This window comes from Oxynema mangrovii CENA135 (assembly GCF_016632315.1).
Classification (GTDB): Bacteria; Cyanobacteriota; Cyanobacteriia; order Cyanobacteriales; family Laspinemataceae; genus Oxynema; species Oxynema aestuarii.
The window spans coordinates 480299-502802 of the sequence record NZ_JAEOXH010000003.1; the positions used below are offsets into that span (position 1 = coordinate 480299).

The 22504-nt window shown below is 49.7% G+C and carries 18 protein-coding genes; 9 read left to right on the forward strand and 9 right to left on the reverse strand.

What is annotated here, in order from left to right; translation table 11 throughout:
- Window positions 1-299: 299 nt before the first annotated feature.
- The 8 genes from JJD41_RS21730 to JJD41_RS21765 all read left to right on the forward strand — a co-directional run bounded on the left by JJD41_RS21730 (window position 300) and on the right by JJD41_RS21765 (window position 10019).
- A complete protein-coding gene (locus JJD41_RS21730; protein WP_200669576.1) occupies window positions 300-578 on the forward strand; it encodes an RNA recognition motif domain-containing protein in 279 nt (92 codons plus the stop codon).
- 525 nt (window positions 579-1103) lie between these two features.
- Window positions 1104-1319 (forward strand): helix-turn-helix domain-containing protein, encoded by a 216-nt coding sequence (locus JJD41_RS21735; RefSeq protein WP_200669577.1) that lies wholly within the window; start codon window positions 1104-1106, stop codon window positions 1317-1319.
- A 425-nt stretch (window positions 1320-1744) separates the two neighbouring features.
- Entirely contained in the window at window positions 1745-2809 is a 1065-nt protein-coding gene (gene fbp / locus JJD41_RS21740; protein ID WP_200669578.1) for a class 1 fructose-bisphosphatase, read from the forward strand.
- A gap of 129 nt (window positions 2810-2938) precedes the next feature.
- The gene (gene tal, locus JJD41_RS21745) at window positions 2939-4081 is read left to right on the forward strand and encodes a transaldolase (protein ID WP_168570545.1); all 1143 of its coding nucleotides are present in this window, start codon (window positions 2939-2941) and stop codon (window positions 4079-4081) included.
- A 130-nt stretch (window positions 4082-4211) separates the two neighbouring features.
- A complete protein-coding gene (gene zwf, locus JJD41_RS21750; RefSeq protein ID WP_200669579.1) occupies window positions 4212-5741 on the forward strand; it encodes a glucose-6-phosphate dehydrogenase in 1530 nt (509 codons plus the stop codon).
- 56 nt (window positions 5742-5797) lie between these two features.
- Window positions 5798-7129 (forward strand): glucose-6-phosphate dehydrogenase assembly protein OpcA, encoded by a 1332-nt coding sequence (opcA, locus tag JJD41_RS21755; protein ID WP_200669580.1) that lies wholly within the window; start codon window positions 5798-5800, stop codon window positions 7127-7129.
- 224 nt (window positions 7130-7353) lie between these two features.
- Complete coding sequence (locus tag JJD41_RS21760; protein WP_200669581.1) at window positions 7354-8517, forward strand: glycosyltransferase; 1164 nt, start codon at window positions 7354-7356, stop codon at window positions 8515-8517.
- An 89-nt stretch (window positions 8518-8606) separates the two neighbouring features.
- Window positions 8607-10019, forward strand: a complete 1413-nt coding sequence (locus tag JJD41_RS21765; RefSeq protein WP_200669582.1) for a hypothetical protein — start codon at window positions 8607-8609, stop codon at window positions 10017-10019.
- A 7-nt stretch (window positions 10020-10026) separates the two neighbouring features.
- Here JJD41_RS21765 and JJD41_RS21770 read toward each other — a convergent pair whose 3' ends face one another.
- The 8 genes from JJD41_RS21770 to JJD41_RS21805 all read right to left on the reverse strand — a co-directional run bounded on the left by JJD41_RS21770 (window position 10027) and on the right by JJD41_RS21805 (window position 19576).
- Window positions 10027-12000, reverse strand: coding sequence for a glycosyl hydrolase family 28-related protein (locus JJD41_RS21770; RefSeq protein ID WP_200669583.1), 1974 nt, complete (start codon window positions 11998-12000; stop codon window positions 10027-10029).
- An 8-nt stretch (window positions 12001-12008) separates the two neighbouring features.
- Entirely contained in the window at window positions 12009-13193 is a 1185-nt protein-coding gene (locus JJD41_RS21775; RefSeq protein WP_370583921.1) for a WecB/TagA/CpsF family glycosyltransferase, read from the reverse strand.
- Between the two features lie 867 nt (window positions 13194-14060).
- Window positions 14061-15311 (reverse strand): glycosyltransferase family 4 protein, encoded by a 1251-nt coding sequence (locus JJD41_RS21780; protein ID WP_200669584.1) that lies wholly within the window; start codon window positions 15309-15311, stop codon window positions 14061-14063.
- A complete protein-coding gene (locus tag JJD41_RS21785) occupies window positions 15308-15463 on the reverse strand; it encodes a hypothetical protein (RefSeq protein ID WP_200669585.1) in 156 nt (51 codons plus the stop codon). The genes JJD41_RS21780 and JJD41_RS21785 overlap by 4 nt, the downstream gene beginning before the upstream one ends.
- Window positions 15450-16586 (reverse strand): glycosyltransferase family 4 protein, encoded by a 1137-nt coding sequence (locus tag JJD41_RS21790; RefSeq protein WP_200669586.1) that lies wholly within the window; start codon window positions 16584-16586, stop codon window positions 15450-15452. Before JJD41_RS21790 ends, JJD41_RS21785 begins: the two co-directional genes overlap by 14 nt.
- 28 nt (window positions 16587-16614) lie before the next feature.
- Window positions 16615-17223 carry a class I SAM-dependent methyltransferase gene (locus JJD41_RS21795; protein ID WP_200669587.1) on the reverse strand — a complete coding sequence of 203 codons (609 nt, stop codon included), beginning with the start codon at window positions 17221-17223 and terminating at the stop codon, window positions 16615-16617.
- Window positions 17224-17432: 209 nt separating this feature from the next.
- Window positions 17433-18650 (reverse strand): glycosyltransferase, encoded by a 1218-nt coding sequence (locus tag JJD41_RS21800; protein WP_234489054.1) that lies wholly within the window; start codon window positions 18648-18650, stop codon window positions 17433-17435.
- Window positions 18651-18715: 65 nt separating this feature from the next.
- The gene (locus JJD41_RS21805; RefSeq protein WP_370583923.1) at window positions 18716-19576 is read right to left on the reverse strand and encodes a class I SAM-dependent methyltransferase; all 861 of its coding nucleotides are present in this window, start codon (window positions 19574-19576) and stop codon (window positions 18716-18718) included.
- A gap of 430 nt (window positions 19577-20006) precedes the next feature.
- On the opposite strand from JJD41_RS21805, the gene JJD41_RS21810 reads away from it, so the two are divergent.
- Entirely contained in the window at window positions 20007-21131 is a 1125-nt protein-coding gene (locus tag JJD41_RS21810) for a glycosyltransferase (RefSeq protein WP_200669588.1), read from the forward strand.
- Between the two features lie 78 nt (window positions 21132-21209).
- Here the strand turns inward: JJD41_RS21810 and JJD41_RS21815 are convergent, their stop codons facing one another.
- Window positions 21210-22253 (reverse strand): glycosyltransferase family 2 protein, encoded by a 1044-nt coding sequence (locus tag JJD41_RS21815; RefSeq protein WP_200669589.1) that lies wholly within the window; start codon window positions 22251-22253, stop codon window positions 21210-21212.
- Window positions 22254-22504 lie beyond the last annotated feature (251 nt).

Here is a 22504-nt window from a genome sequence, read left to right on the forward strand (position 1 = left end):
CTGGGGGCGATCGCCGTACCCTTCCTATCCACCGTGCGAAAATCTACAAGATTGTATGATTTGTAGTCTAGATCGCGGTTCAATAGCGGACAAACGAGTTATGATCGGAAATCAAGTGTTCGACCCGATCTCCGATGGCCACTCGAAGAGTCTGTCACGGCTACGTGCTTTGTCAATTCTCGAATCTCGCCGACGAGGAAGGGAAAAACACCTCGGGGAAATAATTTGTTGAAAGAATTTCTCCAATTGGCCGACCGATCCCCAATGGTGGGATCGATATTCGAGATCGAGACGTTCGCATGACTATTTACATTGGAAATCTCTCCTACAGCGCGACTGAAGACGATTTACGCGAAGTGTTTGGTGAATACGGCACTGTCTCCAGGGTTGTATTGCCGACCGATCGCGAAACAGGGCGCGTGCGTGGGTTCGCCTTCGTAGACATGAGTGATGACGCCGACGAAGACACTGCCATTACCGAAATGAACGGTTTGGAGTGGATGGGGCGTCAGTTACGAGTCAACAAAGCTAAACCCCGAACGGAAAGTCGCAGTGGTGGGAGGCGCAATAGTTTTTAACATCCGCCTTTTAACATAACAAGATCGAGAACACCCCATTATTGGGGGCGTCGAATCGCCGAGATCGCCATTTTGGGAGTCGTTTCTAGGAACGGCGATCTCCAATAGGGACGGGTAAGGGTACCGATGAGGACCTTTGCCCGTTTCTTGTTTATGCGGGAATCCGGCGAGGCGGTCGTCTATCGACCGTTAGATTTGTAAAGTTTTTCAGACCGGGCGATCGCGCGGCAAAATCTATCTAAGAGATGCGTTCGAGCAACTCAAACCAGTAATAATACTCAAAAAAGCGCCAGATTTTCTATAGTTCGCATAAAGTTCGCGCCTGCTTGAGGAAATGCATCCTTAAGATATTAATTAATGGGGAGTTCGGGGGGCGATCGCTCCCGCGCTCTAACCGAAAGGTCAGCGTCGGGATGCTTCGACCAGCTCGGTAACAACATCGACCCCCTTGAAAAGTCGATTCCCCTCAATGGGGATGAGACCAGCAACCCGTCCTTTAGCTATAGCCTGTGGTAAACTCTCGCCATGCTGACGATGAACTACACCTACCGAATCCATCCAAACGCCACCGAGCAGACCGAACTGTTGGAGGGGATGGAGAGGTGCCGAGGGATATATCACTACGCCTTGGGCGAACTCAAAGACTGGATAGCTGCGCGTCAGTGTCCGGCAGACCGATGTTCGTTGGAAAAGGAATCTGGCGGAATGGGTGCGATCGCAACGGGGAGTCTCCTTTGCTAAGGACGATCCCAACGGCACTCGCCCAAGCTGCCCTAACGGCTTTGCTATTGTGAGCAAAGGGTTGGATGTCAGAGAGCATCATTGCCCTGAGTGTGGGGATCGAATCGATCGCGATCCGCCTCCGGCGTCGCTACGCGATCGTGCTGCAGCAGAGATAGTTTTGCATCGCGGACTCGAACCAGTCAGTAGCCAGGGACTCTGGCGAAAGGAAACCGCCTGTCAAGTCGGTCTGTCGGGGGTCTATGACCTAGACAAGTGGCGTGGGGCAGGAATACCCAATCGTGAGGTTGGGAAACCCGCGCCGTACCCAGTGTAGGCGTCGGGAAGATGTCACTGACAGGCCGACGGGATACCCCACAGGAACGTCCACCCAATATTGACCCCCGTCGCCATTGCAACGCTGCTCCACCAACAGGAGAACCATTATGGCAGACTCAACCCCCGGTATCGGACAAGAACCCAGTTTAGATCGAGACTGCACGACCCTTTCTCGCCACGTCCTCCAACAACTACAAAGTTTCGGCCCCGACGCGCAAGATCTCAGCGCTTTGATGAACCGGATCGCCCTCGCCGCCAAACTCATTTCCCGTCGCTTAAGTCGTTCCGGCTTAGTAGAAGGGGTATTGGGCTTTACTGGAGAGGTCAACGTGCAGGGAGAAAGCGTCAAACGGATCGACGCTTACGCCAACGAAGTGTTTATTTCCGTCTTCAAGCAAAGTGGCTTAGTTTGCCGCTTGGCGTCCGAAGAAATGGAAAAACCGTATTACATCCCGGAAAACTGCCCGATCGGGCGTTATACCCTGCTCTACGACCCGATTGACGGCTCGTCTAACATCGATAGCAACCTCAATGTCGGTTCGATTTTCTCGATCCGCCAGCAAGAAGGCATCGACGAAGACGGAAGCGCCCAAGATCTGCTGCAAAGCGGACGCAAGCAACTCGCCGCAGGCTACGTTCTCTACGGCCCGAGTACGATGCTGGTCTATTCCATTGGCAAAGGGGTGCATTCGTTTACCCTCGATCCGAGTTTGGGCGAGTTCATTCTGTCGAGTGAAAATATCCAACTGCCCGATTGCGGCTCGATTTACAGTGTCAACGAAGGTAACTTTTGGCAGTGGGACGAATCCCTGCGCGATTACATCCGCTACGTTCACCGCCACGAAGGCTATACGGCCCGCTATGGCGGCGCTTTGGTGGGAGATTTTCACCGAATTTTATTTGAAGGCGGGGTCTTTTTGTATCCCGGTTCGGTGAAGCAACCGGAAGGTAAATTGCGGCTTCTGTACGAAACGGCGCCGTTAGCCTTTTTGGCGGAACAAGCCGGAGGGCGCGCCAGTACGGGGGTCGAGGAGATTTTAGACGTGGTTGCCGACCACTTGCACCAACGGACTCCGGTGATTATCGGGTCTAAAGACAATGTGGAACTGGTCGAATCGTTCATTCAGGAACGGGCGCGGGAGGATAACGAACGCCTGATGACCTCTTCGTGAGGGGAGGGTGAAGGTGACTGGGTGAAAGGGAAGCGGATGAAAGTGTAAACCGCTTACCAGGAATTCTAGAACTTCTCTGGCACAATCCAGAGCAAGTGTGTTTGTAGCAATTCAATCGAAAAGGACATTATGACTGCGACCAACCCAATTTTACAAATCGAAGAACAGTTCGGACAGAGCATTTGGATGGACAATCTCAGTCGGGACGCGATCGCCTCGGGGGAGTTAAAAACCCTGATTCAAACCCGGGGATTGAAAGGGCTGACCTCGAATCCGGCGATTTTTGAAAAGGCGATCGCCGGGAACGCTATTTACGATGGCGATATCGAGGCGGGAATCCGCGCGAATAAGTCCGTGGAAGAGATTTACGAATCGTTAGCGTTTGAAGATATTCGCAATGCTTGCGATCTGTTTCGCCCGATTTACGACGAAACCGACGGGTTAGATGGTTATGTCAGTATCGAAGTCTCGCCCCATTTGGCCCGGGATACGGAGAAAACCATTTCTGAGGCGAAACGCTATTACGACGCCATCGGTCGGGATAACGTGATGATTAAGATCCCCGGAACGCCGGAAGGGTTGGTGGCGGTGGAAAAAACGATCGCCGCCGGGATTAACGTCAATATCACCTTGCTGTTCTCGGTGCAGAGTTATATAGATACGGCTTGGGCTTACATTCGCGGTTTGGAAGCGCGCGCCGAAGCGGGTCACGACATCAGCAAGATCGCGTCCGTAGCGAGTTTCTTTATCAGTCGGATCGATGCCAAAATAGACGACGCGATCGACGCCAAACTCGCCGAGGCCAGCGATCCCGACGTGCAAGCTAAACTAAAAGAAACGAAAGGGAAAGTGGCGATCGCCAACGCCAAGATCGCCTATCAGAAGTACAAGGAAATCATCCAGAGCGATCGCTGGAAAGCCCTTTCCGCCAAAGGCGCCAACACCCAACGCCTGCTGTGGGCGAGCACCAGTACCAAGAATCCGGAATATAGCGACGTTCTCTACGTCAACGAACTGGTCGGACCGAATACGGTCAACACCCTGCCCCCGGCGACGATCGAAGCGTGTGCGGATCATTGCGAAGTCGCCAGTCGCATCGAAACCGACGTGGATAAAGCTAACGCCACGATCGCCAATCTCCCGGAATTGGGGATCGACCTCGATGCGGTCATGGCGGAATTACTCGACGAAGGGATCGAGAAATTCAATCAGCCTTTCGATTCGTTAATGAGTTCTCTAGAGAACAAAGTCAAACAACTGACTCCGGCATAATTCCGAGGGGCGATCGCGCGATTCCCTCGTGCAGAGGCGACGCGATCGCGCCGAGATCTCTCTGTTCTACGTTCCCCAGTTTGTCACCCACAAACTGGGGAGACTTTCCGTAACATCCACATAACGATCGATGGTCACCCTACTAGAAAATCCCCTGCGCGTCGGATTGCAACAAGATCGCATCCCCGAACCCCAAATTTTAACCATCTTCGGGGCGTCCGGCGATCTGACCCAACGCAAACTGGTTCCCGCGCTCTATCAAATGAAATTAGAGCGCAAACTGCCCCCGGAACTCACCATCGTCGGCGTCGCCCGTCGGGATTGGTCTCACGAGTATTTCCGCGATTACTGTCGCGAAGGGATCGAAGAATATGGCGGCGGTTTGGGGAACGAACAACTGTGGAACGACTTCGCCAAAGGACTGTTTTACTGTGCGGGTAACATCGACCATCCCGAGAGTTACCAAAAACTCAAAGCTTTTTTAAGCGAACTCGACGACCAACGCGGGACTCGGGGAAACCGCGTCTTTTACCTGTCCGTCGCCCCGCGATTTTTTGCGGAAGCGGCGCAACAATTGGGCAACGCGGGAATGCTTGCCGATCCGACCAAACACCGTTTAGTGATTGAAAAACCGTTCGGTCACGACCTCGCCTCGGCCCAAGTCCTCAACCGGGTGGTGCGTCAAGTATGCAGCGAAACGCAAATTTATCGGATCGACCATTATTTAGGCAAAGAAACCGTTCAAAACTTACTGGTGTTTCGGTTTGCCAACGCCATTTTTGAACCCCTGTGGAATCGGCAATTTGTGGATCACGTGCAGATTACCGTCGCCGAAACGGTGGGGTTAGAAGGACGGGCGGGGTATTACGAAACGGCAGGGGCGTTGCGCGACATGGTGCAGAATCACCTGATGCAGTTATTTTCGCTGACGGCGATGGAACCGCCGAACTCCCTCGACGCCGACAGCATCCGCAATGAAAAAGTTAAAGTGGTGCAGGCGACCCGCTTGGCGGATTTGGAGAATTTGGACAATAGCGCGGTTCGCGGTCAGTATACGCGCGGCTGGATGCGCGGGAAGGAAGTGCCGAGTTATCGGGAAGAAGACGGCGCCTCTGCGGAGTCCACGACGCCGACCTATGCGGCGCTGAAGTTGTATATCGATAACTGGCGCTGGAAAGGGGTTCCCTTCTACATGAGAACGGGGAAACGGATGCCCAAGAAGGTGACGGAAATTGCGATCCAGTTCCGAGACGTGCCGTTTTTGATGTTCCAGTCCGCCGCCAAACAGGCGAATCCGAACGTGTTGGCCCTGCGGATTCAGCCGAATGAAGGGATTTCGATGCGTTTTGAGGTAAAAACCCCGGGGAATTCCTTGCGGACGCGATCGGTGAATATGGACTTCAGTTACGATACGGCGTTCGGTCAGCCGAATACGGATGCGTACAGTCGGCTGTTGATCGATTGCATGTTGGGGGATCAGACCCTGTTTACCCGAGGGGACGAGGTGGAGGCATCTTGGCGCATTTTGACGCCTCTGCTGCAAGCTTGGGACGCCCCGGCGGAAGCGGATGCGATCCCGCTTTACGAGGCGGGAACCTGGGAACCGGTGGAAGCGGAATTGCTACTCAACCGCGACGGTCGGCGCTGGCGCAGGCTTTAAGGCGATCGCCCCGGCGACAGACGACTCGCGAATTCAGCAAAAAGGATTGAGGATTGATGAATACTCCAATTGTTGCCCTGCAAAAACCTAAAGATATTTCTCTAGAAGATATCGAGTCCGAACTCAGTAATATTTGGCTGTCGGAAAATGGCGGCAAGGCGGCGCCTGTCGCGACGAGGGCGACCACGTTTAGTATGGTGGTTTACGAACCGGAAGAGTTCCAACAGTTGCTCGGCGCCCTCGGCTTTTACGACGGCCCGATTGACGGGATTCACGGGTCCCAGACGAAAGAAGCGGTGGAAGCGGCTCAGCAAGAATACGGATTGCGCCTGTCGGGACGGGTAGACCCCCAAACGTTGAAGCGCTTGCGCGAGGCTTATGTCAACCATGGGGGCGATCGCCCGGAGGTCAAAAACGCCGATGCCCGGGGATTCAGCATCAGCGACGCGATCGCCGCCCAAAATCCCTGTAGAATCGTGACGCTGTGCCCGGTTTTGGGGGAAGATACCGGGGTCACCGCTCAAGTCTCCGCCTACTGCCCGATTCAGAAACAACACGGCAGCAATCTGATCTGTTGCGAGTACATTACTCTACGCGGGACGAAAGAAGCCCTCGAACGGGTCAGCGATCTCGTCGTGTCTCTGACGATCCCGAATTTGCCCAAGTTCGTCTGGTGGAAAGCAACTCCCAATCCGGAACAGGAGTTATTTCACAAACTCTCGCGATGCTGCAATTGCATGATCGTCGATTCTTCCTATTTCAGCGATCCGGAATCGGAATTTATCAAAATGCACCAGTTAATCGACGAGGAAACCTACATCGCCGATCTCAACTGGCATCGCCTGTCCTCGTGGCAGGAATTGACGGCGGCGGCGTTCGACCCCCCGGAACGACGCACGGCGTTGGTGGATCTCGATGGGGTTACGATCGACTACGAGAAAGGTAATGCGGCCCAAGCGTTCATGTTTTTAGGCTGGATGGCGTCCCGCCTCGGCTGGGAACCGAAGGCGTATATCGAAGAAGGTGGGGATTACGATATTACCCGGATTAAGTTCGACGGGCCCAATCACCGCACGGTGGAGGCGGAGTTGGCGGCGATTCCGACGGCGGACTGGGGCGAAATTCCCGGCGATTTGGTGGGATTGCGCTTGAGTTCGACCACGAATGAGGAAAATTGCTGCACGATTTTGTGTTCGGAAACCACGGGCTGTATGCGGATGGAAGCCGGGGGAACGGCGCAATCGTCGCGGACGGAACAGGTGACGCCTCTGACGGATCAAAAGGCGGAATATTTACTCAGTCAGCAGTTGCAACGCTGGGGCCGAGATGCGCTGTACGAGGAAAGTTTGGCGGTGGTGGTCGAGATGTTGTCATTGCGCCAGAACTAACTACGGTTGAGTTTCGGCGCTGTTTGGGGGCGATCGCCCGGATGGCAAGATCGAGTGATTTCAAATAAACATGAGTAGGGGCGAACGGCGGTTCGCCCTTACAAGATCTAGGGCTCGTATGGATCGTGCAGGAATTCGATCTTCGATCGCGAACAACAAGGCGATCGCACTCAATCTAAACTCTAAATTCTCAACTCTAAATTCTAAATTCTAAAATTCCCCGGATGCATATTTTAACCATTCACAATAACTATCAAATTCGCGGCGGCGAGGAAGTCTCCCGGGAAGCCGAGGAACGGCTATTGCGCGAACGGGGTCATCAGGTCGAGAGTTATGAAGATGATAATACCCGTCTGAGTGAGTTAGGGGCGATCGATGTGGCGACGCGCACCCTGTGGTCGCGAGAAGCTTACCAGCAGGTGAAACAAAAACTGCAAGCGGGATCTTACGATATCGTCCACGTTCAGAACTTTTTTCCGTTAATCTCGCCGTCGGTCTATTATGCGGCCCAGGAGTGTGGGGTTCCGGTGGTGCAGACATTGCGGAATTACCGCTTGTTATGTCCGAATGCTTTATTTTTCCGGGACGGACGGGTATGTGAGGACTGTTTGGGAAAAGTAATTCCCTGGCCCGGGGTGGTTCACCGTTGCTATCGCCAAAGCCGTTCGGCGAGTGCGGCGACGGCGGCGATGTTGGTGGTGCATCGGGGATTGCAAACTTGGGAGAAGAAAGTAGACCGTTATATTGCGCTGACGGAGTTTGCGCGGCAAAAGTTTATTGAGGGGGGGCTTTCGGCGGAGAAAATTGTGGTTAAGCCGAATTTCGTGGCGCCGGATCCCGGTTCGGGGTCGGGGAGTGGGGGTTACGCACTTTATGTGGGTCGTTTGTCGGTGGAGAAGGGGTTGGATGTGTTGTTGGCGGCGTGGGAACGGTTGGGGGGGAAGGTTCGGTTAAAGATTGTCGGGGATGGGCCGTGGGGCGATCGCGTGGCGGCGGCGGCGGCGAAGATGCCGGAGGTGGAATGGTTGGGGCGCCAACCGATGGAGGAGGTCCATCGTTTGATGGGAGAGGCGATGGTGTTGGTGTTTCCGTCGAAGTGGTACGAGACGTTCGGACGGGTGGCGGTGGAAGCGTTTGCGAAGGGGACTCCGGCGATCGCGGCAAATTTAGGGGCGATCGCCGAATTAGTCGAGGACGGACGCACGGGTATTCGCTTTCAGCCGAGCGATCCGGTGGATTTAGCCGCTAAAGTGGAATGGATCTTGAACCATCCCGAACCATTGGCCGCAATGCGTCGCCAAGCGAGAGCTGAATATCTGGCAAAATATACCCCAGATCGCAATTACGAGCAGTTAATGGCGATTTACGAGGGAGTACGCCGTCGTTAACACTTCTCGCTCGTCCTCATTGTTGCTTTCGCGGTTAATGGGAGTCGGGGAGGGGCGATCGTCGGATCGATAACAATGGATTCGTCACAATGGATTCAGATGCAGAATTTTCTAAGCGACATAAAGGATATATCCAACTTTCCGAGTTAACTTTAATTGCGTTTAGCAGTACGTTTTTTTCGCGGGTTCTCACCCTTTTTAAAATCCCTTCAATCATCAATTTAGCTCACTTGGGGATTATTCCCTTGGTGTTTGGCCTGGCAATCTTAAAAAGTAGGGTAAAAGATCGGAAGCAAATTAAAATATTTGAAGAATTTTTAATTACATTATTTATCTTTTTAATTATTAACTTTGCTAGCGCTTTACTGAACGATGCGGGAATTATTAATGCTACCGTTAATTTCCTGTTTTTTTGCGAACATTTTCTGACGTTAGCTTTAATTATTTATTTGCCTTTAACCCCAGAAAAATTTAAATTTTTTAGGGCATTTATTATCGGTTCTTCATTCACAAATACGATTTTTGCTTATACGCAACACTATGTTTTAAGGCTGCATTTAAGAAAAGGACTTGAAGATAATATCAAAGGCGTTTTTATTGGAGGTGGAGCCGGACACGTAGTCGGTGCTTCCGTAGCACTAACTTTTGGAATTTATTATTTTGCCAATGCCAAACAGATCCCTATCTGGATTAGGGTTGTCATTGTGTTGGCGACTTTTTGGCATATGAATATGGCGGACGCCAAACAAGTTCTACTCGTTTTTTTAGTTGCTGGCGTTCTTTTACTGATTACCAAACTCAACAATATCGTCGATGCAATTAAGTATTTAGGTGGCGCTGTGTTTCTGGGTTTTGCTTTATATTGGGCGATCCAAAATGTGCCTGCTTTTGAAGCCTTTAATACCTGGGCAAGACCGGAAATTTACGGTCCGGAAGGAGAAGCGACTTTATTAAAAACGGCGACATTTCGTTTGGTTCCCAATTACTATACAACCCCTTTACATCCTTTTCTAGGCGTCGGTCCGGGTCATACGGTGGGACGGTTGGGTGGCTGGATGTTGCGCGAGTACGAATCAATTTTAAGTCCCTTGGGGTCTACCATTCATCCCGCCTCGATCGCGGTGTGGACGGCGGTCGGCGAAAGTTGGTTGGGGGACCAGTCGAGTATGTTTTCTCCCCTGTTTGGTTGGGCGGGAATTTGGGGCGATCTCGGTTTACTCGGTTTATTTTCTTTTCTCGGAATTTGGGCGGTGGTCTGGTTTCGCCTCTGTTTTGACGATGTATCTAAGTTTTTCGTTCTCACGGTTTTAGTCTTCGGTTTGATTTTCACGCAAATGGAAGAACCGGGATATATGAATTATGTGGCGAGTTTGATTGCCCTACGCTGGCAAGAAAAAAATGTCAAACGACTGTATCCCGATGCGCCGCAATGGCAAGTCTCCCATCGGAAACGCCCGAAATCAATTAAAGCCTGGATAAGATACTTTTTATTGCTCGATTGAAAAAGAGTCAAGCTTTTCTGTATTTGAGATAAAAAAATCCGGCAGTAGAGATGGCGATCGCCCCGACTGAAATCGCCACTTCGCGATCGGAAACTGAATATAATAATGAATGTAAAACGGGTTCGACCGATCCGGGAGTTCCGACATAAAGCGGGATGAATCTCGCGCTTCCACGAGGGGGAAGTTGTCGGTCCGTCAGGGTTTTGGTGACGCCGTTGCGGGTTTCCCGGACGAAGGTGGTGTAGCGGGTTCCTCCGTGATGGGATTCGGCGATGACGACGGATAAATCGGACTCTCGATTCAGAAAAGCGGCTTGGTCTGGGGGAATATCCCCGGAACCGGGATAAATCAGTCCGCCGAGAACTTCGGTTTTGCCACCGTTGAGGGTTTGGATAACGTTTCCTTCGTCTTCGGTTTTCAGTCCCAAGATCCACAGGTCGCTACCGTCGTTAATAATTTTGGTGACGTCGCCTTCGGGATTCAATTGTCGGGCCCACACTTTCTGATTTTTAAAAATCCAGTCGGAGGCGACCATATCTTCAATAAATAGTTTGCCCGATCCACTGTTGCGATAGGCTTTAGCGGAACCGACGGCGATATTTTTTAAGACTAAAGTGCGGGAACTGGCGTGTTCGACCCAGTGAAAGTTACGACCGCCATAATTTCCCCAAAATCGTTCTAAAGTTACGCTTTTCGAGGAGCCATCTTGCAGGCGAAATACCGGATTTTCGGTGCCGTTGAGGGGTTCGCTGACGGTAATGGTGGATTCTAATAGGTTGAGGCGCTCTAAATTTCCACGCAGTTCGATGGTGTTGCTGATGATGTATTTACCGTTGGGAAAATAAACGATCGCCGCGCCACTATCGATCGCCTCTTGAATGGCGGCGGTGTCGTCGCGATCGTCGTTTCCGTCGGCGCCGAAGTTGGCGACGCTGACCCACTGTTCTACCGGGGGTGAATCGGGTTCGGGAGGGGTTTCGATCGCTAAATCGAGCGAACTTCCCGTGGAGGGAAACAAGCTATAAATTCCGTGGGAGCTATATTCGTCAATGCGATCGCCTGCAATGACTTCGCCGCTATTGGCGATCGCCGATCGATAGCCGGAAGTGCGTATATTACGGGCATACAGCACGCCTTCGTTGTTGGCGATCGCGGAAACCTCCGGCGAACCGCCTTCAAGCTGACTGTCGAGAACTACGACTAAACCGCGTCCGTCTACATTGCGAATCGCAGGAACCCGATTGCGACTGGTCAAACCGCGAATACTCAGTAAATTTGCCCGATTCTCAATCCCGACGAGGCGCTGATCTTCCACGTGCAGGTTTTCAAAAACCATGCCAAATTCGGGAAAGGTCGCCAGGACGGCGCGATCGAACCCGAAGATCGCAACATCTTTTATCATTCCCGGTCCGGGCCAGGGCAAGGTTAACGCAATTCCGGCAAATCCGTATTTTTGCGGATCGCTCGATCGCACGGTGACGTTACGAATCGTGCCTTGATTGTTATTGAGATATTCGATGGCGATCGCTCCGGGATTTCCCCGACCGACATCGACGGTTAAATCGAATAGAGAATTGCGAAACGCCTGTCCGGCGGGACCTTTCGTTTGAATGACGGGTTTGGGAGCTTCCGGGTTGTCGAAGCCGGGACAGTTATCTTTGAGCCGGACGATCGCGCGATCGCGGCTCTCGCCTTCAAAAAAGTAACGCTTCCCCGTCTGGGCGATCGCCAACGTATCGCATACTAAATAAGTTCCATCGGGCAAATATACAAAGCGATTGCCCTCTTCCAAAGCGGTTTGGATCGCTGCCGTATCGTCGCTGACGCCATCGCCTTTAGCGCCGTAATCGCGGACGTTGGTGACGGCAGCATCGGCAGGTAAAGGCGCGGCGATCGCGCGATCGACGGTCGCTCCCCAACCGATCCCTGCGGACACGGCGATCGCGATCGCCGCCCCAGCCCGTCGCCACGAGTTATACATCGTTCTACTCAAGCCATCGACAGAGTTGGATTGCTGTTTTGACTGTTCTCGATATGTTCTAACACTAAATCCACCGTTTCTTGTTTGATCCACCCTTTGACCACCGCCAGTTCGCCAAAGCGCAAACCCGTTTTCTTTTGATGTTTGACAATCGCCTCGATCTGGTCGTCGTCCAACAACGCCGCCGACTTGAGATAGTAACCGATCGGGTATTTTTCCGGCTGATTCTTCAACTGCGGCAACTGTTCGGCAAAGAAATCGATCGTCTCCGGTTTGACCCATCCATATTCACTCAACAGCTCCCCAAATCGGCGATCGCGGTTTCTTTCGCGCTGTTCTTGCAAAATACGTTCGACCTGGCGAGGGGTCAACAACCCCGCTTCCACCAACAGTTGACCGATAGGTTGATTCCCCTTGCGATTTTGAATCGCCCGGGTCAATTCCCTCGCATAGCGGGCGTTCTTCACGGGGTTGTCCGTCAGCAGTTGTTTCAACGCCAACCACACGAACGGCGGAATCGTCTTACTATAACGTCCCCAAAGCCGGGTCGGTTCTTGCACGAAACGATAGAGCCATTCCAAACCATTCTCCCGTACCCAACGCGGCGCCCACTTTTTCTGCCCCGCATACACCGGGAAAACTCCCCCGAGACCGATGGTGACCGCATTAATTTGTCCTTGGTGTTGGGCCATCCACAGCTCTTGCTTGGGACATCCCAACGAAAGAAACACCAAACCCGCCCCACTGCGATTGATTTTCTCAATCAAGGCGCGATCTTCACTCGGGGTCAGGGGTCGGAATGGAAGCGGTTCCATCGCCGCAATGTCGAGATCGGGAAATTCTTGCTCCAATCGCTGGCGCATCGCCGCCAAGGTCTGCTCGTCCGAACCCAGGAAAAAGACGCTCACCTTTTTTCTCGGCGCCAGATCGCACAAACGCAACAAGATTTCCATCCCCGCCACTCGGTCTTGTTGGCGAAGTCCTTGTTGCCGCATCATCCAGACTAAAGGCATTCCGTCCGGTGTGACGAGATCGGCAGATTCTAGCACTCGGGCAAACTCCGGATTCCAATAGGCTTCCATGAGCATGTGGACGTTGGCCACGCAAACCATGCGACTTTGCCGAGTTTTGGCCCACCGAATCAGGGTGTCCATTTGTTCGTTAAAGCGCAAGGCCGTGATCCAAGAGTTCACGACTTTAGTTTTGGGTAAAAAAATAGTTTCTTCGGTTTTAGGAGGTATCGTCGCTACCATTTAAAAGTCCCCCACATCCTTAATAAAAGTAATTCGTTTTGAAAAATCGGTTTTGGGTTCGACCTCGAAAGCGCTACACCAAGGCTCGGGCGCTTTCTCCGTGATTTCTCTGTTAAATTTGCGGTCTTGGGAACCCGAGGTGCATTGCTGCGTCAGTTATTCCCGTACTCTCCCCGAGCTTTAAGCGGTGGCGCCGCTCTTGCAGGGTTTGGGGTTTGTACCGATCGCCCGGTCTTTGCTCTTCGTCAAATCCGTGCTTTCACTGAAAACAGCGTCCTCGATACACCTGCCCAATTGCAAGGGCTAAGCGCTCATCTTTACTGAAATTTCATTTTTTTGCCTCAAAATTAAATTTTTGATAAATTCCTCGTTGTTTGTAACAGTTATTAAATAAAAATACGAGTAAAAAGTTTAAGATAAAAAGTTTTTTTTATTTTTAATTTCTGTAGTTTTGATTAAGATTTTAGGGATCGATCGCGGTAAACACCGAACCGCTCGTGATGGCGCAATCGAGCGTCAAAGAGCTGAAAATGACTGAGAATCGATGAAAACAGCGATCCCAAAGATTTGTTTATGATTTAGAAGCCAGCAAAAATCGCGATCCGCTCGCGGGTTGGCGAACAGGGGGGATCGCCCCTCAGTGGAAACGCGGAGGTACTCGGCGATCGCTCAATGATGTATACAACTGCGCGAAGCGGCGATCGGGAATCTTTTTCGTAGATAACTATTGCCGGAGAGGGAAGAACCCAAAAATAGACGGCCAAAAAGACCGCCTGAAAAGGGTTACAAGGTTTTAAGTGGATTTACTTAGCGATTGGCGAATTCTGGTTGAGCAAGAGCGAGGCGATCGTATAATTGGGCTAAGGCTCGGGCTTTCGCCGACCAGCTAAACACCGCGATCGCCCGTTGCCTTGCGGCTTCTCCCATTTGCAAACTCGACGGGCGATCGCGCGCCACGCGGCTCATCGCCGCCGCTAAATCTGTGACCGCTCGTTCCGGTGTTTCTGCAGGTACGGCGATCCCCGTTTCTGGGGTCACCTGTAGCCCGGGACCGCCGAGTTGCAAGCACAAGACCGGACGGCGCGCCGCCATGGCTTCCAAACAGACCAAGCCGCCGGACTCGTGCAAACTCGGGTGAACCAACGCCACACAGTCGCCGAGTTTGTCTAAGGTTCGATCTCGTCCCAAAGCTCCCCAAAAGGTAACGCGATCGCCGATTCCCAATTCAGTCGCCAAAGCGGCGAGGCGATCGCGTTCCGGGCCGTCCCCCACGATCCAATATTCCGTATTTTCCGGTAAGTCCGCCGCCGCAAAGGCGCGCAATCCCAAATGAAATCCTTTCCAATGCAACAGGCGACCGATACTGAGAAAGCGGATGGTTCCCGAATCCGACACCGGACAGCGACCGAGGCGATCGAGTTCGAGATCGGACAAGCCCAACTGAGAAAGCACTTCCACCCGAGGCGCCCCCAAAACACGCAAACGTGCTGCGGTGTCTTCCGTCGTTGCTCGGGCTAATACCGAACGGCGAGCAGTGATGCGGACAAAGGGATCCCGTTCGCCCAGCGATCGCGCTAAATCGCGCAGAATTTCGTAAAATTTGCCCCGTTTTCCGAAATCTCGCCAAAATGATTTGGGCGCCGACTCGCCCCCACCGACTGGACCCCAAATAAACGGAATCGGCAATAAGGCTAAAAAACTCGGACCCCAGTATTTGACGTAAGTGACGTGATGGACGAGATCGAATGGGATGGCGTCGTGTAAGTGTTTTCCCTGAAAATACGCGGCAATTTGCCATAAATAATAGTGAACTTGCACGATGCGCTGGTTGCGATTGAGCCGTTCGAGCCAACGGGGGAGGCGACAGTAAATGACGGTCAAACCGTCAATTGGACAGTCTTTTAAATAGCGTTCGACGGCTTCGCGGTTATTTTCGCGGGTGATGACCCAAATTTGATGAAATTTGACTAATTCACGCACGAGATTCCAGCTAATGGCGGGTTCGGAACCTTTGTCCGGTCGGTAGGCGTAGGCGGAAATTAAAATTTTCAAGCTCATGGAGAGTCCTCGGGCGATCGATCGGGGGAGGGACGATCGCGGCAAAAAACGCCATCGATCGCCAGTACGGAGTGAAACGGTCGGAAATTGCGGAAATTACTGAAATTAGGAGCGGCGATCGCGCGCGATCCGTAAAATTCAGTATGCTGCATTGACACGCTCGACGACATCGGCGAGAAAATCGGCGGCAGCCTCCGGGGTATAACGCTGCATGGTTTGGCGGGCGCGATCGCCCATCCTGGCAGCCTGTTGGGGATTTTCAATAATCTGACCGAGTAAATCGGCCAGAGTTTGGCGATCGCGCGGGTCGCCAATCCAACCATTTTCGCCGTGTTCGATCAACTCCGAAGCTCCGGCCCATTGGGAACACAATACAGGTTTTCCTAATAACATCGCTTCGGTAACGACGACCCCCCAAGTATCCTCTAAAGTCGGGAAAACAAAGACATCGGCTTGTTGGAAATAGGCGCCTAATTCGCTATAGTCTACCCGACCGATCCACTCGACGCGATCGCTCAATCCTTTTTCCTGACAAAATTGTTCTAAGCCCGGGCGATCGCTGCCATCGCCGACAATTTGCAAGGTGTAGCGATCGATCCCCCGTTCGGCCAAGATCGCGCAAGCATCTAATAATAAATCAATGCCTTTACGCGGGATTAAACTGCCGACAAAAAGGAAAATCGGTTTGATTTTTTCTGGTGTCTGGCCTTCGGAATTAGTTTGAGTGAAAGAGGCGATCGCCGGAACTTCGTAAGGATGGACGAAAACCCGATCTTCCGGAGCCTTTAACACCTCAGTTAGATAGATTCTGCCCGCTTGAGAGTTGGTAATACAGGCATCGGCAGTCTTGACCATCGATCGCCGCATGGCCAATCTTAGCGGTGAATTGCGACAGTCTACACTCGGGGAACTGCCCTCGTAAGCAATGACAACTCGCCAGCGCGCGATCGGTTTGAACGCTAAGGCTAAAATTGTCCAAATTCCGAAGGAATTGGAAAAAATAACATCGGGTTTAAATTCCAATAAACGGCTGACAATATTGAGGGGAAGGTAAGTAAAGTTAATGCCGTATCCTGTCGATCCTTTCAAAATCGGGATCACTTTTCGCCGACCGACAATTTCGACAGCAAAACTATTTTCAAATCCCGCCGCGTAGCCCCGCCAATTGGCGGCATACGCTTTAAGATCTCCAAAGCGTCGGGTTAGGGCGGCAAGCATCGGATGCCAGTAGTAGAAGGCAGAGGTGAGCAGCCAAGCAATACGAGGGTTTTCCATTGGACGTGTTTGTGGCCTTCCTCCCTGATTATTTCACCAAAATACCAACATATTTGATGTCGTTTGTAAAGGGGGTTTCAACAATCCAAGGTTGGCGATCGATCGCCTCACAGAAATCGCGAAAGGCAAAATCATCGTCGATATCGTCGGCAATAAAAATACCTCCGGGTTTGAGAGCTTGCCATAGTAGGGGGTAAGCCCACATTTTTCCCTGATAAAACTTATCGCTGTCGTAGTGACACAGATCGATTTGAGGTAAGATTTTTAAGGCATCGACTAAGGCTTCGCGATCGGCATAAGGGAGAATTGTCCAAATGGATTTGAGGCGATCGGGAACTACACAACCGACGTAAGATTCGCTCTTTTCAGAAAAATACGGTAAATCGGTACTGACCAGTTGAGATCCTTCTCTTTCGTTTAAAGACAGTAAAAGCGTCAGGGATGACCAACCATAAGAAACCCCCGTTTCGATCGCCCGTGTTGCTCGGACATACTCTGCTAATTGATAAATAATTTCTAAATTTCCTTGTCCTCCCATTCGGTTCGGAATAGACTCGATTAATTTCTGCTGTTCTTCGATTAAATCCTTGAATTTTTCAGAAAATTTAACCGTGGAAGCTTTTCCGGTTATTTTCAAGATTGCGGTTTCTGCATCTACAGCTTTTAAAGCACACCAGTGTCTAGTTTTTTGTTTTGTTTTCCATCGAGCTTCTGAGGTGCGATGCTCTCGTTCTAATCCAAAAATTGAACCAATTTTCCGGCCTAGTCTCCGAATCATTTCCGGATACATTTTAGGTCGTCTTAAAAACCATAAAAAATTCTGGAAACTGGAGTCGATCATTTTTCTTAAATATCCTTCAATGAATTAAAAATGGTTTGAGTGAAACGATGAACTGAATTTTGTTCGACAAAGTGTTTCATCTTGGCGCGATCGCCTAAACTGGATGCAGGCTGACTTAAACATTCCATCAACCCTTTCGCGATTTCCTCGGGGATGCTGGAATCTACAGTCAATCCCAAACCGTAACGATCGACCATTTCTCCCATCAGTCCGTAATCCGAACTTAAAATGGGTTTGTTCGCTGCTGCAGCCCACAGTAAAATCCCGCTCATGCCGACGTGACGTTGATAGGGCGCTAAAATTACGTCACTGATTTGAAAATAATCTGGAATTTCTGAATCGGGAATAAATTGATAGCGCGCGATCGCTTGGATCGGCTTAATTTGAGAAATTTTAGCAATTTTTTCGTCAATTTGTTGGGAAATTCTTGACTCTCCAACTAAAAGCAAGCAAAGGCGATCGCACCATTCATCACTTAAGCTGGCAATTGCTTCAAGAAGTTGATAAATTCCTTTTCTTTCGGTCAGAGATCCGAACATTAAAAAGACCGTTCTTTTTTCTTCTATTTGTAATTGTTTTTTCAGGGATTGACTACAATTTTTTTCAGCAGCGATCGGTAAAATTGGATCGGGTAAATGACAGATGCGATCGGTTTTATACCGTTTTTTTACAAAATCGACAGCAAAGGGATCGAGGCAAAACAGCATTTTGAGTTGTGGATGTTTCAAAACCCGAGAGATCGAAAATATTTCCCGCCATTTTTGAAGTCGATCGCCTTCAGAAGAGCGAGCCAGAGTCAGGCGATCGTAATGAAAAGTTGGTCTAAAATAAATTCCGGAAAAAGAACAGGGAGCGGTCAGGCCGAAGAGTAACGGGATTTGGTAAGTGTCGAAATACAAAACTAGACAATGGGTTGCCTTTAATGCTTTGGCGTAGCGACACAAAATTTGCCATTCTTGGAAGAACCGAAATGCTCTTTTTAAGCGCGACTTACGCGAACTCAACAGAGCTTCTTCTGCGGCTGAAATTGGTACAAACTGAATATTTTTGCTGGAGCAGCGATCGGCATATTCCAAAACGTCGGCATGTTCTACAACAAATCTCTGGGAGACTACGATATCTAAACGACCGGGTAAAGTATTTTTATCCCAATATTGGATTAAATATTGAATGTAGCTGGGGTGATGACCTCTAACGGAAAGATCGAACATCATCAAATTCATGATTTTGACGTTACTGCCGAGTGCGTACTTTTTCTCTCTGAGATTCCCTGTTCTTGGAGGTTTTATTACTTGATCCCTACGATAGTCATTCCTCTAAAGAGTAAAGGGGTATTAGCAATTTTATTTCTCCATGAAAAAGGAAGTATTTGTAAAGCCATTTCTGCGAGACGAATCAGGGGTAAGCTCCACCATTGAAGCGGGACTTTGACGATCGAGTCTTTTTGGTTTTTAATCCAAAAAAGTTTTTTAAATCTGACATTATCAAAAAGCTGATAAAGCTCGCTCACCGTATATTCCTTTAAATGGAATCCGGTAGCAAGTTCGTCAAAATATTTGGAAATATCATGAGGTCCAGAGAGTCGGTTGGGGGTAATGCAAATATATTGACCTCCCGGCGTTAAAGCATTGTAAATGTTTTGCAGTTGTTCGAGAGCGTCGTCTGGATGTAAATGCTCCATGAGTTGATGACTGTAAGCCAGATCGACGCTCTCGGGAGGAACGGGTATACTACAGCCATCGGAGACGATAAATTCGACGTTTTTGGGGAAATTAATGTCTTTGGCGACTTCGGTGGCAACATCGACAGCATACACTTTGGCGACTTTTTGCGAAACGGCGATCGCCAAGCTACAATCTCCCGGACCAATTTCTAAATAAGTGATGTCGTCTTTTAGGAAAAATCGCAATAATTCCAGACGACGTTCGACAATCCAAGCCGTAGTTTCAGCATTTGACTTGCGGGTCCATCGGGGATGGTGCCTAATAGTTTTATAAAGTTCGTCGTAAACCTGAGTGTATAGCTTTTGCCGTTCTTTTTTGCTAGAGTTCAACAAGCGCAAGGCGAGTTGTTTCTCTAATGCGTAGTGTTCTTGTATTTGTTCTAATTTTCTTGATTCTTTGGAGGGAATTTTGATTTTAGTTTTCACAATATTATCCTTCCTGGTGTTTGATAAAATGTTTTAAGATCTCAATCTTTAGCTGAGTACGGTTTGAATCCCCACAATACTTTACGGGAAGTTAAAAATGGATACTGTACAAATTTTGTAACGATCTAAATCACTTTTGCTTTGAAGAGTGACCCATTGCTGACGTAGGTTGCTTTAAAAAACGCGGGCAACTTCTAAAAGTCGAAGCTCGTGCAATTTGACTGTTTGCCCATGCATAATGAAGTGAGACCGCCAACTTGAGTTAAGCACAAACAAATGTTAATCCGCTACAACCATAAGCGATGTTTCGAGGAAATGACAATAATTTTTTGCTCTCATTTGTCTAGTTTTGTAAATGGATGACTTGAAACGATGCTTGAATTGTAGAACCTTTTACCCTCGATTAAAATTGCATATTTTCTCTAAAAAGATGAAAAAAAATTTTTCTTCAACGCGAGTTTCAACGGATGTAGCTTGTTTTTTGGGGTTCCTCGGTGGGGGGGGAGCGGAGCGGGTCATCCTCAATCTGACCAAAGGGTTCGTCAATCGCGGTTTGAATGTCGATCTGGTTTTGGCAAATACCGGGAGTCCGCATTTATGGCAAGTCCCGCCAGAGGTGAACATCGTCGATTTGAAGGCTCGAAAATTGTCGTCGAGTCTTCCCGCACTCGTGGGTTATTTGCGACGAGTCAGACCGCCAGCGTTGCTATCTACGCTGCATTATACAAATGAGATCGCGATCGCCGCCAAGTATTTCGCACGGGTTGACACCCGAGTGGTGGTGCGCGAGGCGAATCAACTTTCTCTCGATGTCGGTCAGTCAAACGCATGGAAAAAACGAGCGATTCCCTGGTTCGTGCGCTATTTATACCCATTGGCGGATGGGGTGGTAACGGTGTCTCGTGGGGTTGCTGAGGATTTATCGCGGGTGTGCGGTTTGCCATTAGAAAAAATTCAGGTGATTTACAATCCGACGATTACCCCTGATTTGGCGGTTAAAGCGGAAGAAAGTTTGAATCATCCTTGGTTTGAACCGGGACAACCTCCGGTGATTTTAGCGGTAGGAAAATTGCAAGCGCAAAAAGATTTTCCTACTTTAATTCGTGCCTTTGCACGGGTTCGAGAACGCACTGCGGCCCGCCTGATGATTCTCGGGTGGGGACCGGATCGATCGCAGTTGGAAGCATTGGTAGAAGAATTGGGATTGCAAGAAGATGTCGCTCTCCCGGATCATGTTGCCAATCCTTATGCATACATGAAACGATCGACTGTTTTCGTTCTTTCTTCGGCGTGGGAAGGGTTACCGAATGTGTTGATCGAAGCGATGGCGGTTGGAATTCCGGTGGTTTCGACCAATTGCAAGAGCGGCCCGTCGGAAATTTTAAAAGAGGGGGAATATGGGGTTCTCATTCCTGTTGGAAATTCCCAGGCAATGGCGGACGCAATTTTGACAGTTTTATCGGGGTCTTCGCGGGCGATCGCTTCCGATTGGCTGGAGCAATTTTCTCTAGATTATGCGGTTAACAAATATCTGGAGATCTTGCAGGTAAGATAACTCAAGCGGGCGATCGCCGCGATTGGTTTTGAACTGCGCAGCTCTGGTTCTTTATAAAACTGGGCAATCGCCTTTTTTTTACCACTGGGTCGGCAAAGTTTTTTTGAATCCTCCAAGAGAAATACTATGGATTTTCAAAAGATAAGCGAGATTGATCGCCAGTTCTTTAAGCAGTCGTTTCCACATCCAGCCGAACCAGCGTCCCATTTGTAAGTAACAGGCGAGCTTGTCAAGCGGTCTCATTTTAACCCGGGCGATCGCCGCTAAATATTGAACGAACCAGGTCCACAAACATAACATCAGTTTTCCTTTATTTTGAGGGTCGAACCAGACATTATAGTCATAATATCCCTGATGGTTTCGACCGGATGCCTGTCGGTGGTCTCGGTACAAAAACAAAGGTTCGGAAATTTCGTAAAATTCACCGTAGAGGGCGAGTTCTCCGAGCAGAATCATGTCCGAATTGACATAACTGGCAATTAAAGCCGTTTTTTTCAAAATATCCGTTCGGATTAACCCAAAAATGGGCGTCCAGCGATCGCCTCCGGGATGGTCGCTTTTGGTGCTTGAATTAGAGATTACTTCAGTTTGCAATGTAGATGTTTTACCTTTCTTGCGAGAACGTTTTTGAGGGAAAATTAGTTCTTGATAGCGCTTGAAACGTTGATTTGCAGTGGGAAAATTCAGCTCTAGAAGGTGGGCGGATTTTCTGAGGGATCGCTCTTGTTCGTCGATAAACATAACTCCGGTATAACAGAGGACGACGGAAGGATAGCGATCGAGGATTTCGACGCAACGTTCGAGATAGTTAGGAGTGCAAAGATCGTCATGAGCCGCCCATTTAAAATATAGACCTCGGGCTAATTGAAAAACGCGGTTGTAGTTTGGCGCTGCTCCGATATTTTCTGGATTTCGATAATAGCGAATCCGAACATCTTTGGCGGCATATTCTCGACAAATTTGCTCGGTTGCATCGGTAGAGGCATTATCTGAAATAACAATCTCGAAATTTTCAAAGGTTTGCTCGATTAAGCAGTCTAATGTTTGTCTGAGGAATTTTTCGCCATTATAAACGGGCAGGCCAATCGAGACCTGCGGAAATTGATTATTCACGCTTCGCATATTTTATTTCCGGTTATTAATTGTTGGGAATTTAAATTGTTTGAAACGGGATGGTTACGATCGCGCTCCTTCCAGCGATCGCCTCAATTTACAAAAAACAATGCTTTTTCTGCAATCGATCGAAAAAGTGCAAGAAAAATCCTTATTTTCGGCTTTAAAATTGTTTTGAATCGTGACAATCGAGGATGAAAAAGAGAGATTTACCCTCGCGGAAGCTTTAAAAACTTTTCGATTTTATAACATCTTCTCGC

Coding starts and splice junctions, on each gene's coding strand:
- JJD41_RS21730 (WP_200669576.1), top strand. CDS start 300: ATGACTATTTACATTGGAAATCTCTCCTACAGCGCGACTGAAGACGAT.
- JJD41_RS21735 (WP_200669577.1), top strand. CDS start 1,104: ATGCTGACGATGAACTACACCTACCGAATCCATCCAAACGCCACCGAG.
- fbp (WP_200669578.1), top strand. CDS start 1,745: ATGGCAGACTCAACCCCCGGTATCGGACAAGAACCCAGTTTAGATCGA.
- tal (WP_168570545.1), top strand. CDS start 2,939: ATGACTGCGACCAACCCAATTTTACAAATCGAAGAACAGTTCGGACAG.
- zwf (WP_200669579.1), top strand. CDS start 4,212: ATGGTCACCCTACTAGAAAATCCCCTGCGCGTCGGATTGCAACAAGAT.
- opcA (WP_200669580.1), top strand. CDS start 5,798: ATGAATACTCCAATTGTTGCCCTGCAAAAACCTAAAGATATTTCTCTA.
- JJD41_RS21760 (WP_200669581.1), top strand. CDS start 7,354: ATGCATATTTTAACCATTCACAATAACTATCAAATTCGCGGCGGCGAG.
- JJD41_RS21765 (WP_200669582.1), top strand. CDS start 8,607: ATGGATTCAGATGCAGAATTTTCTAAGCGACATAAAGGATATATCCAA.
- JJD41_RS21770 (WP_200669583.1), bottom strand. CDS start 12,000: ATGTATAACTCGTGGCGACGGGCTGGGGCGGCGATCGCGATCGCCGTG.
- JJD41_RS21780 (WP_200669584.1), bottom strand. CDS start 15,311: ATGAGCTTGAAAATTTTAATTTCCGCCTACGCCTACCGACCGGACAAA.
- JJD41_RS21785 (WP_200669585.1), bottom strand. CDS start 15,463: ATGCAGCATACTGAATTTTACGGATCGCGCGCGATCGCCGCTCCTAAT.
- JJD41_RS21790 (WP_200669586.1), bottom strand. CDS start 16,586: ATGGAAAACCCTCGTATTGCTTGGCTGCTCACCTCTGCCTTCTACTAC.
- JJD41_RS21800 (WP_234489054.1), bottom strand. CDS start 18,650: ATGAATTTGATGATGTTCGATCTTTCCGTTAGAGGTCATCACCCCAGC.
- JJD41_RS21810 (WP_200669588.1), top strand. CDS start 20,007: ATGAAAAAAAATTTTTCTTCAACGCGAGTTTCAACGGATGTAGCTTGT.
- JJD41_RS21815 (WP_200669589.1), bottom strand. CDS start 22,253: ATGCGAAGCGTGAATAATCAATTTCCGCAGGTCTCGATTGGCCTGCCC.